This window comes from Allobranchiibius huperziae, assembly GCF_013410455.1.
In the GTDB taxonomy this organism is placed as follows: domain Bacteria; phylum Actinomycetota; class Actinomycetes; order Actinomycetales; family Dermatophilaceae; genus Allobranchiibius; species Allobranchiibius huperziae.
Window position 1 is genome coordinate 3308893 of the sequence record NZ_JACCFW010000001.1, and the last position, 12964, is coordinate 3321856.

Sequence of the window (12964 nt, forward strand, 5' to 3'; positions counted from 1 at the left end):
CCCCGCGAGCGACACGGCGCCCGAGAGGAGCGCGGCGCTAAGGGCGACGCAGCACGCGGAGCGAACCATGCTCGGCCACCTGCTCGAAACCGTGGGCGAGCGCGGCCTGGACGACGTGCCAGGGCGCCTGGCCGCCGTCGGCCGGGTCGGGGAAGACGTCGTGCACCAGCAGCAGCCCGCCCTGCTCCACGTGCGGGGCGAAGGCGCGGTAGTCGTGCTGCGCGGTCTCCTCCGTGTGATTGCCGTCGAGGAAGAGCAACCGCAGCGGGGCTGTCCACCACTGCGCGACGACCTCGGTGCGTGCCACGACGGCCGAGCACACGTCGTCCAGCTCGTCGAGCACCGGCCTGAAGTACGGCAGCGTGTCCAGCCGGCCGCTGCGCGCGTCGACCATCGAGGTGTCATGCCACTCCCAACCGGGCTGGTTCTCCTCCGAGCCGTGGTGGTGGTCGACGGTGACGAGGCGCGCGCCCGCCACCCGAGCGGCATTCCCCAGCAGGTACGTCGACTTGCCGCAGTAGGTGCCGATCTCCAGCCAGGTGCCCGGCCCGGCCGCGCACGCCACGTCGTAGAGCGCCGCGCCCTCGTCGACGGGCAGGAAGCCGGTGATCTCCGCGACGCGCTGCGCGACGTCCGGTGGCACGGCCATCAGCTGGCCGCCCCGTCCGCGACGCCGTCCCGCACGAGGCAGGATCCCGCGTCGCGGAAGATGGCGGCGCCGCCCGTCGTCTGAGTCAGCGCGTCGGCGGCCAGCAGGATGGCGGCGGCCGACCAGCCGGTCTGCTCGATGGGGTAGACCTCGTCGTTGGGGATGTTCTTGCCGGTCCAGTAGCCGCCGGACTCCTCGTCCCGCAAGAACTGCACCTGTTCGAACATCGCTGTCGCCGCGGCGTTCTCGCCGAGCGCGTCCAGAGCGGCGATGAGCTCGGCCGTCTCCGCAGCGGTCACCCACGGCTCGTCGGCGACGCATCGACAGCCGCGCCCGTCCCACACGAACCGGTCGGACGACTGCTGAAGTCGGGCCAGACCCGCCGCGCCGCGGACGATCCCGCACAGCACCGGGTAGTACCAGTCCATGGAGTAGCGGTCGCGGTCGGCGAACGCGTCGGGTCGCTCGCGCAGCGCACGGTGGATGCCGTCGCGTGCCCACCGCCAGTCGGTGCGATCGTGGCCCAGCCGTTCGGCGATCAGCACCGCGCACTCCAGCGACTGCGCCGCGCTGGCACTCCCGGTCACCAGCGCGAAGTCCTGCACGGCCCCCGCCTTGGAGACTGCCCACGCGAGCGCTCCGGACGGCAGCATCGCCGTCAGAGCGAAGCGCACCGCCCGCTCGACCGTGGGCCAGAAGCGCGCCAGCACGTCGGTCTGCCCGGTCACCAGGTAGTGGTGCCACACCCCGGTCGCCACGTAGAGAGACTGGTTGGTATCGGCGGCGGCCTCCTCGACGCGGCCCTCACGCGTCGCCATCGGCCAGGAACCGTCCGCCCGCTGAGTGCGCGCCAGATAGTCGTACGCCGCGACCGCACCTGCGTGGTGGCCCGTCACCGACAGCCCCATCGCCGACTCGACGTGGTCCCACGGGTCCAGGTGACTGCCGACGAACCATGGGATCGCGCCGTCGGGGGCCTGCTGGCGCACGATGAACTGCCCTGTCCTCGCGACCTGTTCGGCCGAGAGGACACCGGGCACCGCGAGGCGCGCGAGCGTCATACCGGCTTGCGCAGGTAGACCACGAAGCTCTTGCCCATCACCGGGTTCAGCGCGCGCTCGGCGACCCGGGTCACCGCGGGCGCCCGCATCATGTCCCACACCAGCAGGCGGTGGTAGCCGCGCGTGAGCGCGTTCTCGCGCTCTGTCCCGGAGGCGCACTTGATCCACCAGTACGGCGAGTGCAGGGCGTGCGCGTGGTGCTGCCCGATCGGCTCGAGCCCGGCCGCGGTGAGGCGCCGGACGAGGTCGGTGGCCTTGAAGATGCGCACGTGGCCGCCCTCGACCTCGTGGTATTCGTCCGACAGCTTCCAGCAGATCTGCTCGGGCCAGTTGCGGGGCACGGTCACGGCGACCAACCCGCCGGGCTTGGCGATGCGCGCGATCTCGCCGATCGCGACGTCGACGTCCGGGATGTGCTCCAGGATCTCCGAGGCCAGCACCCGGTCGAAGCTGTCGTCCGCGAAGGGCATCTGCGTCACGTCACCGTGCTGCACCTCCGCGGATCCGCCCGGGCCGCCCTGGCCCTCGGCCTCCATGGCACCGAACATCGTCTTGACGTCCGCGAGATCGGACTCGTTCAGGTCGAAGGCCGTGACCCGCGCGCCGCGGCGGTACGCCTCGTAGGAGTGACGGCCCTGGCCGCAGCCGACGTCGATGAACGACATCCCCGGATGCACGTCGAAGGTGTCGAACCTGATCGTGATCATGCTGCATTCTCCTTGGCGCGGGGGCTCGTCGCACGACGGGCCGCGCGCACCTGCTCGTAGACGTCCGCGGTGGCCTCGGCCACCGCGCGCCAGCTGTAGGTCGACACGGCCCGCGCGCGGCCGGCGGCACCCATCCGGGACCGCCGGTCCGGCGCTGCGAGTACGTCGATCAGCGCCCGCCCCAGCGCCGGCGCGTCGCCCGCCTCGACGAGCACCCCCGCGTCGGTGCCGACGAGCTCCGGCAGCGCCCCCACGCTGGACGCGACGATCGGGGTACCGCACGCCATCGCCTCGACCGCGGGCAGTGAGAACCCCTCGTACAGAGAGGGAATGGCATGCACCTCAGCGGAGGCGAGCAGCTCCGCGAGGTCGGCGTCGCTCAGGTCGTGGCGGAAGTGCACCCGGTCCAGCAGACCCGCCTGCGCCAGCGACGTGCTCGTGCGCTCCGATGCGCGCCCGACCACGACCAGCTCGCTCCAGGCCGCCGGGTCCGCGACGGCCAGGGCCCGGATCAGCACGTCGAGCCCCTTCAGCGGCACATCGGCGCTGGCGATGGTCACGATCCGACCCGGCACGCGCGGCTGCGTCGGCGGGACGAAGGTGGCGACGTCGACACCGACCGGCACCACGGCGAGACGTTCGGCGGGCACCTTGAAGTCCTGCTCGATGTCCGCGGCGGAGTTGTGGGAGACGGTCAGCAGGTGGGTGCTGCGTCGCGCGACCCTGGCCTGCATCTGCACGAAGCCGTACCAACGGCGCTTGGTCAGCCGCTGCAGACCGCGCGCCGCCGCCAGCTCCAGTCGCCGGTCGCGACTGATCGGGTGGTGGATGGTTGTGAGCAACGGCAGGCCGCGACGCTCCAGGTCGAGGATGCCGGGGGCCAGCGTCTGGTTGTCGTGCAGGATGTCGAACTCGCCGACCCGGTCCCGAAGCAGCCGAGAGAGGCGGGCGCCGAACATGCGCGGCTCGGGAAACCCGCTCGTGCACATCGTGAGGTACTCCAACACGTCCAGATCCGAATGGAATTCGGACGGCCGCGGGTGGTGGAACCGGTCCGGGTGCCGGTAGAGGTCGAGGCTCGGCACCCGTGTCAGCGTCACCCCGCGGTCGAGATCCGGGTAGGGCGGACCGCTGAAGACGTGCACGTCGTGCCCGAGCGCGACCAGCTCCCGAGACAGGTTGCGCACGTAGACGCCCTGGCCGCCGGAGTGCGGCTTGGAGCGGTACGACGAGAGCGCGACCCGCACGTCAGACCTTTGCCATCTGCCGGCTCCGCGCGCCCCACTCCGCTACGGCCGCGTGCTCGCTGCGCTCGCCCGCAACTTGCGCTGCGCGGGTCACGCTGCGCCGGAGGAGGGGTGCAGGTCGCCGTTCGGGGTCCGCACGTCTCCCACCGCCACGTAGGTCATGTCCTGCGTCAGGTCGGCCCGCTTGGTGTCGCGGTTGTCCAGCACGTAGTTCTGCCGCAGGAACCACGGTCGCCGGTCGCCCTGCTTGGGGAAGTCGGCGATGGAGCGTTGCACGTAGCCCGACTGCAGGTCGATCGCCGGCCGGCTGCGCATCGCCTCGTGGGCGGTCGGGTACCCGTACGCCGATCCGGACGTGCTGACGTGGTTGACGAACTTGCAGAAGTACTGGGCCGACAGGTCGGCCCGCAGCGTCCAGGACGCGTTCGTGTAGCCGATGCAGATCGCGGCGTTCGGCACGCCCTCGACCATCATCCCGCGGTAGATGTAGCGCTCGCCGAAGTCGACCTTCTCGCCGTCGACCGTCAGCTGCGCGCCACCGGCCGCCAGCATGTTCAGCCCGGTGGCGGTGACGATGATGTCGGCGGGCAGCACCCGCCCGGACGACAGCTTGACGCCTTCGGGGGTCCACCGGTCGATGGTGTCGGTGACGATGTCGGCCGTGTGCTCCCGCAGCGCCTTGAAGAGGTCGCCGCGCGGGACCACACAGAGCCGCTCGTCCCACGGGTTGTACTTCGGCTGGAAGTTCTCGATGCCGACGCCGCTGCCCTTGAGCTGGGACTCGGTCGCCTTGCGCAGCGCCTTCTTCGCGGTCTTCGGCATCCGGCGGCAGAACTGGTAGAAACCCTGCGTCGCCAGCACGTACCTCCAGCGGATGATGCTGTGCGCGCGTTCGGCCGACAACCGCTTGCGCAGCTTGGCGGCCGAACCGTCACGGTCCGGCTGGGCGATGACGTACGACGGGGAACGCTGCAGCATCGTGGGGCGCGCACCGAGCTCGACCAGCGAGGGCACGAGCGTCACCGCGGTCGCGCCGGACCCGATGACGACGACGTCCTTGCCCTTCACGTCCAGGTCCTCGGGCCAGAACTGCGGGTGGACCACCTGCCCGGTGAAGTCCTCCCGGCCGGGGAATTCCGGCGTGTAGCCCTGCTCGTAGTTGTAGTAACCCGAGCACATGTAGACGAAGTTCGCGGTGACCTCGCGTGCGCCGCCCGCGGTCTGCACGGTGAGGGTCCAGACGGCGTCCTCGCTGCTCCAGTCCGCGTCGGTCAGCTTGGAGTCGTAGGAGATGTGCTCGTCGATGCCGTACTTGGCGGCCGTCGACTTCAGGTAGTCCAGGATGTCGGCCGCGTCCGCGATCGACTTGTCACCGGTCCACGGCTCGAACGGGAAACCGAGGGTGTACATGTCCGAATCGGACCGCACGCCAGGGTATTTGAACAGGTCCCAGGTGCCTCCGAGCCCGTGCCGCGCCTCCAGGATGACGTAGTCCCTCCCGGGGCACATCGTCTGCAGCCGATACCCGGCATCGATCCCGGACAGACCGGCGCCGACCACGACGACGTCATAGTGATCCTTCAGGTCAGGCATCGATCCTCCACTACAGCTGTTGTGTAACTACCTGCCGGTAACCATATGGGACGAATACCGCCCACGTCCGGGATCGCCTCGCCATTCTGCCCGTCGCCGCCCGACGCCCGGCCCCGCGCCCGGGGGCGACCGACCCTCCCGCCGCCCGGACGCACGCAGCGCCCGCGACGCCCGGCAGACTGACCCGATGCCGTACGACGTGATCGTGGTGGGCGCGGGGCCGGCCGGTTCCAGCGCCGCGCACGCAGCCGCCGATGCCGGGGCTCGGGTGCTGGTCCTGGATCGGGCCACGTTCCCCCGCTACAAGACGTGCGGGGGCGGCCTCATCGGTCCTACGCTCGCGGCGCTTCCCCAGGACCTGCAGCTGCCGTCGCGCGCCGAGATCCACCGCGCGACGCTCACCCTCGCGGGCGGCCGCTGGGCCGACCGCCGCAGCGACCGCCGCCTGCTGCGCCTGGTCGACCGCGCATCGTTCGATCACGCGCTGCTGCGCTCCGCCCAGGCCGCGGGGGCACAGACCCACGAGGGCGTGACCGTCACCGGCGTGGAGCAGGACGAGGACCTGGTCACCCTGCAGACCTCGGAGGGTCCGCTCACCGCGCACTACGTCATCGGCGCGGACGGGTCGGCGAGCCGGGTGGCCCGGCACGTCGGCGTACGGACGGACGGTGTCGACCTAGGGCTCGAGGTGGAGCTGGAGACGGGCGACCAGGCGCACCGATGGGAGGGCCGCGTGCACCTGGACTGGGGCGCCGACCCCGGCACCTACGCCTGGGTCTTCCCCAAGGGTGACACTCTGACTGTCGGCGTCATCCAGTCCAGAGGCCATGCCGCGGCGACCCGTGCCTATCTCGCGAGCTTCGTCACCGACATGGGCTTGTCGGGTCTGCGAGAGATCCAGTCGTCGGGCCACCTCACCCGATGTCGGACGGTGGATTCTCCGTTGTCACGCGGCCGCGTCCTCGTGGCGGGCGACGCCGCCGGCCTGCTCGAACCCTGGACCCGCGAGGGCATCTCGTACGCCGTCCGCTCCGGCCGGTTCGCCGGTCGAAGCGTCGGTGCCGACGGTGCGGACCCCGCGGCTGTGCGCGCGGCGTACGACGCGGCCGTCGAGAGCACACTGGCCCGCGAGATGGCGGCCGGGCGCATCGCGCTGCGGGCGTTCGAACGATCGCCGGCACTGATGCACCACATCGTCGCCCGCACCGGACGGGGCTGGCGGGAGTTCGGCCGTCTGACCGGCGGGGACGCGACGCTGGCCGACGCCCTCGAGCACCGTTCCGTCCGTTGGGGACTGCGCGCGGTCGGTCGCTGACGCCTTCACAGCGGCGGTCAGATCCGGATGGCGGTCTCGCCGGCGAGCACGCGACCGACCGTCCCGCTCGGCGATGTCCCGAGCAGCGTTGCCAGCGTGAAATCCGCTGCCAGCCGCTCGAATTCGCTTCCATGGCGCAGCATCGCGTGCTTGCCGCCGGTGATGGTCACGTAGCCGACCTCCGCCGTACCCGCCATGGTGGCGGCGACAGCCGCCGAACTCGACGGCTTGGCCACCCGGTCGCGGGAGCCGTGCACGAAGAGGATCTGGCGCCCGGAGGCGTCGAGGCCGTGGGCGTCGTTCGGGTAGACCCAGGGCGCGAGCGCGACGATGCTGCGTACGCCGTTCGCGTCCGCCGACAGCAATGCCGCGCGGCCACCGAGGGAGTGTCCGATCAGGCAGATCGGGAGCTGCTCCCCGAATCGCTGGCGCAGCTGCTCCAGCGCCCACTGCACGTCCTGCACGGGAGTGTGCTGGGTGTCCCAGCCCCGGGATGAGTTCAGCAGGCGGAAGACGGCCAGGCGGCCGGAGCTCTCGCGAGCCACCCGCGCCGCGATGGGGATCATCCGAACGACGGAGAGCTGCGTCGGGCTGACCGCGACCTCGCCGCGCCGCGCGGCACCGCCGTGGAGCACGAGCACCAGTCCCGCGGGGTCCTGAGGGGCAGCGGTCTCGATCAGGCGTGGTTGCGGCACCACCCCATCCTGCCCTGCCCTGCGCGGCCGCCCGCAGCCACCGCCCGTGCAGAAGCCCGCCGTGGATGAACAGGCCCGGGAATATTCACCTTCCGGTGGAGCTTGCCGCTTTCATGACCACCATCGGATTCATCGGAAGCGGCAACATCGGCGGCACCCTCGCCCACCTGGCAGTCGACGCCGGCTACGACGTCGTCGTGTCCAACTCACGTGGCCCTGAGACGCTGGCCGATCTGGTGCAGAGTCTCGGGCCCAAGGCCCGCGCCGCGACCTCGTCGGAAGCCGCAGCAGCCGGCGACATCGTCGTCGTCACCATCCCGCTCGGCAAGATCGAGCAGGTGCCAGCGCAGGCCGTGGCCGGCAAGGTCGTCATCGACACCTGCAACTACTACCCCGAGCGCGACGGTGCGATCGCTGCCCTCGATGAGAAGCAGACCACGACCAGCGGGCTCGTCCAGCAGCACCTGGCGTCGGCGAAGGTCGTGAAGGCCTTCAACAACATCTTCTTCGGGCACCTCGGTTCGATGCAGCGCCCTCGCGGTGCTGCCGACCGCAACACGCTGATGATCGCCGGTGACGACGCTGCCGCCAAGCGGACGGTCTCCGACTTCATCGACGCGATCGGGTACGACGTCTTCGACACCGGCAGCCTCGCCGACAGCTGGCGCTTCCAGCGTGACCAGCCCGCGTACGCCGGTGCCTACGCGGAGGGCGGCGACTTCAACAAGCCCAAGCGCGCTGACCGTGCCGAGTTGCAGGGCCTGCTCGACCAGGCGGACGCAACGATCCGATAAGCCCGCTTGCCACACGTCGCCGGCAGTCCGAGGGTCTCCGTTCGGTGAGGAGATCTGGGCTGCCGGCCGGCGTACGTTGCTGCTGATGATCCGCGAGAGACGTCAGCAAGACCTCGACCTGCTGTGCGAGATCGCCGCGGCCCTGGACGTTGCCCCGAGTTCGATGTCGGGGACGGATCCCAGGGCCTGGTTGGAGCGGGACGCCGTCGAGCTCGCGTGGGTCTACGACATGGCGCCGGTGCACGTCGCGCCGACGACGAACGTCGTGGGGCACGTGCAGCTCTACCGCCCCACCGAGGCGTCGTCCATCCCTGCCCTGGCCGTGTGCACCGGACGACCGGCCGGCGCATTACTGGCCATCGGCAGATTCCTCATCAAGCCGCAGGCGCACGACTACGGGATCGCCCGGCACCTGTTGAAGCAGTCGCGCTCCTACATCCAACGGCAGGGCAAGACCGCCGTGCTGGACCTGAACGCCAACAGCTATCTGACCGCCGAGTTCTGCGAGAAGTACGGGTTCGTCGACCTTCCCTGCGAGGACCCGGCTGTCGCTCCGATGATCTACGTCGGCTGACTCAAGCCTCACTCGCTCGAGTCTGCTCTTGCGGCTTCGTTCTTCACCCGCGGCGGTCTTCTGTGAAAGTGTCGGTGTGATCCAGGTCACCGCACAGCATTCGCCTTCCGGCAAAGACTCTCCGTCCGGCGGAGAGCATTCGAGGAGCGCTCGATGAGTGTCACCGCCCAGACACAGCCGTCGCGGCAGGTCGCCGGCGCCCTGCGGTCGCAGCTCGTGGCCGCCATCGGGGAGTCAGGTGTGATCACCGATCCCGGCGAACTACGCACGTACGAATGTGACGGGCTGACCGGCTACCGCACGATCCCCGCCATGGTCGTCCTGCCGCGCTCCACTCAGGAGGTCGCCGCGGCCGTGAAGCTGTGCGCGCAGCATGGCGTGCCGTTCGTTGCCCGCGGCGCCGGGACAGGACTGTCCGGAGGAGCGCTGCCGGTGAGTGACGGCATCGTGATCGGGCTGTCCCGGATGCGCGAGGTCATCGGAATCGACCCGGACAACGCGCGGATGACGGTGCAGCCCGGTGTCACCAACGCCGGCATCTCGGTGCTCGCCTCGCCCTACGGGCTCTACTTCGCTCCCGACCCGTCGAGCCAGATCGTCTGCACCGTCGGAGGCAACGTCGCCGAGAACAGCGGCGGCGCGCACTGTCTCAAGTACGGCTTCACCTCCAACCACGTGCTGGGGGTGACGTTCGTGACCCCCGACGGCAGCATCGTGCACCTCGGTGGCGACAACGCGGACTCCATCGGGCCCGACCTCCTCGGGGTGATCGTCGGCTCAGAGGGCACGATGGGCATCGTCACCGAGGTCACGGTCCGGTTGCTGCAGCGCCCCGAGTCGGTGCGCACGCTGGTCGCCGACTTCGCCTCGGTCGAGCAGGCCGGTCACGCCGTGGGCGACCTGGTCGCCGCCGGTGTCATCCCGGCCGCCGTCGAGATGCTGGACAACCTGGCGATTCAGGCGTGCGAGGAAGCCACCGGTGCCGGTTTCTCGCGTGACGCAGCCGCGGCCCTGGTCGTCGAGCTGGACGGTTTCGACACCGAGTGCGAAACCGACTTCGACACGGCCCGACGGGTATGTGAGTCCAACGGCACGACGCACATCCGGGTGCCCGAGAGCGCCGACGAACGCGCGTTGATCTGGAAGGGCCGTAAAGCGGCGTTCGCGGCGATGGGCCGGATCAGCCCGGACTACTTCGTCCAGGACGGGGTCATCCCGCGCAGCAAACTGGGTCCGGTCCTGACCCAGATCGCCGAGATGGCCGACGAGGCCGGACTGCGGGTGGCCAACGTCTTCCACGCCGGCGACGGCAACCTGCACCCGTTGGTGCTGTACGACGCACGCCACGAGGGTGAGGCCGACGAGGCGGAGCACCTCGCGACCGCGATCGTCGAACTGTGCGTCCGCACCGGAGGGTCGATCAGCGGCGAGCACGGAATCGGCGCGGACAAGGCCTGCTCGATGATGAAGATGTTCACCCCCGACGATCTGGCCGTGATGAAGCGGGTGCGCCAGGCGTTCGATCCCGACGGCATCTGCAATCCGGGCAAGATCTTCCCCACTCCTCGGCTGTGCGGCGAGTTGCCGGGGCCCTACCGCCCGCATCCGTTGGAAGCCGCCGGCGTCATCGGACGGGGGTGACCGCCGGTGAGTGAAACGGCTCAGAAGGTTGCGCCCCGCGACCTGGAGGAAGCCAGCAGAGTCCTGCGCAAGAGCGAATCCGACGGCCACACAGTGTTGTTCACCGGCGGCGGCACCAAGGCGCAATGGGGTGGGATCACAGATCCGACGGACCTCCAGATCAGCACGGGTCACCTGAACGTCCTCATCAGCCACCACCCCGGGGAGATGACAGCCGCGGTCGGCGCCGGCATGCCGCTGCAGACCTTGCAGACCCAACTGGCGGAGGAAGGGCAGTGGCTGGCCCTGGACCCGGCCACCGAACGCCACGGCGCGACCATCGGCGGGCTGCTCGCGACCGGCGATGCCGGACCGCGTCGGCTGCGCTTCGGGACGATGCGCGACCTCGCCATCGGCACGACCCTGCTGTTGGCCGACGGGACCATCGCGCACAGCGGTAGTCACGTCATCAAGAACGTCGCCGGATACGACCTCACCAAGTTGTTCTACGGCTCTCTCGGAAGCCTCGGACTCATCGGTGAGGTCATCGTGCGGCTGCATCCCCTGCCCGCGTCGAGCGCGACGGTGCTGGCGAGCGCCACCGCACACCAGGCCACTGTGGCCGCAGCGGCACTGAGGCGTTCCGGCGTGGAGCCCACCGCTGTGGAGTGGCTCGATCGTGCCGGTCTCGAGGACGAACCGACGCTGCTCGTCCGGGTCGACGGCAGCGCCGATGGCACGGCGGCAGGGTCGGCTCGGGTGGCGAAAGTCCTGACCGACGAAGGTCTTTCGCCGCACGTCCTGGACCAGGACGAGGCCGACCGACGATGGGCGGCAGTGGCCGAGGCCGCGACCGGCGGCCCCGACGACACCGTCGTACGGGCCGGGGCTTTGCCCGACAGATCGCCGCAGCTCATCGAATCGCTGCATGCGATCGCCGACGAACACGGGGTGTCCGCCTCGGTCGCGAGCAGCACCGGGCTCGGGCTGCACACCGCGGTCCTGCGCGGCTCCGCAAGAGCACAGGCCGACGTCGCGCGGCGGTGGCGCGAGGGCGTCGAAACCCTGGGCGGCAGCTGCTCACTGCGATCTCGACCCGCTGCGGTCGCCGACCGACTCGCCCCGTTCGGCACGCCGCCGTCCTCCGCGGCCCTGCTGCGCGCGGTCAAACTGCAGTTCGACCCACTCGAACGATGCGCACCCGGGCGGTTCCGTGGCTGGCACTGAACCGTGTCCTGCGCCCGCCACCCCGGTACGAACACCCACACCCGGCCCGAACGGACCCACGGCATGAGCGATCAGACAACGTCCTCGCACGACACCACGCCTGCGGCAGCGCACCAGCAGCCCGACACCGCTCTGCAGGTCGAGGACCACGGGGACACGGGAGTCTTCGACGCCTTCCATCCGCCCACCGACGCGATGATCTCGGACTGCGTGCACTGCGGGTTCTGCCTTCCTGCCTGTCCGACGTACACCCTGTGGGGGGAGGAGATGGACTCCCCGCGCGGTCGCATCTACCTGATGAAGGCAGGCCGCGAGGGCACCGTGGAGATGGACGAGACCTTCACCGGCCACTTCGACGCGTGCTTGGGCTGTATGGCGTGCGTCAGCGCGTGCCCGAGCGGGGTGAAGTACGACCAGCTGTTGGAGGCGGTGCGGCCTCAGATCGAGCGCAACTACTCCCGCGACCGCAGCGACCGGCTGTTCCGCGCCGCGATCTTCTCCCTCTTCCCCTACCCGAACCGGCTGCGAGCCGCCGCGGTGCTCGGCACCCTGTATCAACGCTCCCTGCGCAAGCCACTGCACAGGACGGGGCTCCTGGAGAAATTGCCCGGCCGGCTGCGGGCCCTCGAGGCGCTGTTGCCGCCGATGGCTCTGCGGGACATCCGGACCCGCCTCGACGAGCACACCCCGGCGGTCGGTCCGACGCGTCATCGGGTGGCGATGCTCACCGGGTGCGCTCAGCAGGTGTTCTTCTCCGAGGTGAACGCCGCCACCGCACGCGTGCTCGCAGCGGAAGGCTGCGACGTCCTCGCGCCGGCGGACCAGACGTGCTGCGGTGCCCTCTCGGTGCACGCGGGACGGGAGCCAGAAGCCCTCGACCGTGCCCGCGCGCTGATCGACCGGTTCCTTGCTCTCGAGATCGACAGCATCGTGGTCAACGTGGCCGGCTGCGGCTCGACCATGAAGGACTACGGCGCGTTGTTGCGCGACGACCCGCAGTACGCCGAGAAGGCCGCGCGCTTCTCCGCCAAGGTCCGGGACATCAACGAGCTGCTGGACGAGCTGGGGCCGGTCGCGCCGCGTCACCCGATCCCGGGCCGCGTCGCCTACCACGACGCGTGCCACCTCTCCCACGCCCAGCAGATCCGGTCGCAGCCGCGCGCCGTGCTGGGCACGATCCCGCAACTGCAGGTCCTCGACATCCCCGAGACGGACCTGTGCTGCGGGTCCGCAGGGATCTACAACCTCGTGCAACCCGAACCGGCCGAGGAGCTGGGCCGCCGCAAGGTGGCGAACATCGTCAGCGTCGAGCCGGACATGATCGCCACCGCGAATCCCGGGTGCTTGTTGCAGATCCGGCGATACCTCGACCCCGCCGTCAAGCTCTACCACCCCGTCCAACTCGTGGATTTCTCCATTCGCGGGATCAACCCCCTGGCGCCCTAGGACCGCCGGACTCACCGGTACGCCGTCGCTCGTCCC

General features: G+C 70.1%; 12 protein-coding genes. 6 read left to right on the forward strand and 6 right to left on the reverse strand.

Annotated features, from left to right (window positions below):
• Window positions 1-37: 37 nt before the first annotated feature.
• The 5 genes from HNR15_RS15750 to HNR15_RS15770 all read right to left on the reverse strand — a co-directional run bounded on the left by HNR15_RS15750 (window position 38) and on the right by HNR15_RS15770 (window position 5257).
• Window positions 38-649 (reverse strand): class I SAM-dependent methyltransferase, encoded by a 612-nt coding sequence (locus HNR15_RS15750; RefSeq protein WP_179483261.1) that lies wholly within the window; start codon window positions 647-649, stop codon window positions 38-40.
• Window positions 649-1710, reverse strand: a complete 1062-nt coding sequence (locus HNR15_RS15755) for a prenyltransferase (RefSeq protein WP_179483262.1) — start codon at window positions 1708-1710, stop codon at window positions 649-651. The genes HNR15_RS15750 and HNR15_RS15755 overlap by 1 nt, the downstream gene beginning before the upstream one ends.
• Window positions 1707-2417, reverse strand: coding sequence for a class I SAM-dependent methyltransferase (locus tag HNR15_RS15760; RefSeq protein ID WP_179483263.1), 711 nt, complete (start codon window positions 2415-2417; stop codon window positions 1707-1709). Before HNR15_RS15760 ends, HNR15_RS15755 begins: the two co-directional genes overlap by 4 nt.
• Window positions 2414-3664, reverse strand: coding sequence for a glycosyltransferase (locus HNR15_RS15765; RefSeq protein ID WP_179483264.1), 1251 nt, complete (start codon window positions 3662-3664; stop codon window positions 2414-2416). Before HNR15_RS15765 ends, HNR15_RS15760 begins: the two co-directional genes overlap by 4 nt.
• Before the next feature lie 90 nt (window positions 3665-3754).
• A complete protein-coding gene (locus tag HNR15_RS15770) occupies window positions 3755-5257 on the reverse strand; it encodes a flavin-containing monooxygenase (protein WP_281373897.1) in 1503 nt (500 codons plus the stop codon).
• Between the two features lie 187 nt (window positions 5258-5444).
• Here HNR15_RS15770 and HNR15_RS15775 point away from each other — a divergent pair, with 187 nt between their 5' ends.
• A complete protein-coding gene (locus tag HNR15_RS15775) occupies window positions 5445-6572 on the forward strand; it encodes a geranylgeranyl reductase family protein (RefSeq protein ID WP_179483265.1) in 1128 nt (375 codons plus the stop codon).
• 17 nt (window positions 6573-6589) lie between these two features.
• On the opposite strand, the gene HNR15_RS15780 is transcribed toward HNR15_RS15775, so the two are convergent.
• Window positions 6590-7267, reverse strand: coding sequence for an alpha/beta hydrolase (locus tag HNR15_RS15780; protein WP_179483266.1), 678 nt, complete (start codon window positions 7265-7267; stop codon window positions 6590-6592).
• 113 nt (window positions 7268-7380) lie between these two features.
• Here HNR15_RS15780 and HNR15_RS15785 point away from each other — a divergent pair, with 113 nt between their 5' ends.
• The 5 genes from HNR15_RS15785 (at window position 7381) to HNR15_RS15805 (ending at window position 12928) form a co-directional block, all read left to right on the forward strand.
• On the forward strand, window positions 7381-8061 hold the full coding sequence (locus HNR15_RS15785; protein WP_179483267.1) for an NADPH-dependent F420 reductase: 681 nt from the start codon (window positions 7381-7383) through the stop codon (window positions 8059-8061).
• An 85-nt stretch (window positions 8062-8146) separates the two neighbouring features.
• Window positions 8147-8635, forward strand: coding sequence for a GNAT family protein (locus HNR15_RS15790; protein ID WP_179483268.1), 489 nt, complete (start codon window positions 8147-8149; stop codon window positions 8633-8635).
• A 153-nt stretch (window positions 8636-8788) separates the two neighbouring features.
• On the forward strand, window positions 8789-10276 hold the full coding sequence (locus tag HNR15_RS15795) for an FAD-linked oxidase C-terminal domain-containing protein (protein WP_179483269.1): 1488 nt from the start codon (window positions 8789-8791) through the stop codon (window positions 10274-10276).
• A 6-nt stretch (window positions 10277-10282) separates the two neighbouring features.
• Window positions 10283-11482: an FAD-binding protein gene (locus HNR15_RS15800; protein ID WP_179483270.1), complete on the forward strand. Its 1200-nt coding sequence runs from the start codon at window positions 10283-10285 to the stop codon at window positions 11480-11482.
• A gap of 63 nt (window positions 11483-11545) precedes the next feature.
• The gene (locus tag HNR15_RS15805) at window positions 11546-12928 is read left to right on the forward strand and encodes a heterodisulfide reductase-related iron-sulfur binding cluster (RefSeq protein ID WP_179483271.1); all 1383 of its coding nucleotides are present in this window, start codon (window positions 11546-11548) and stop codon (window positions 12926-12928) included.
• Window positions 12929-12964 lie beyond the last annotated feature (36 nt).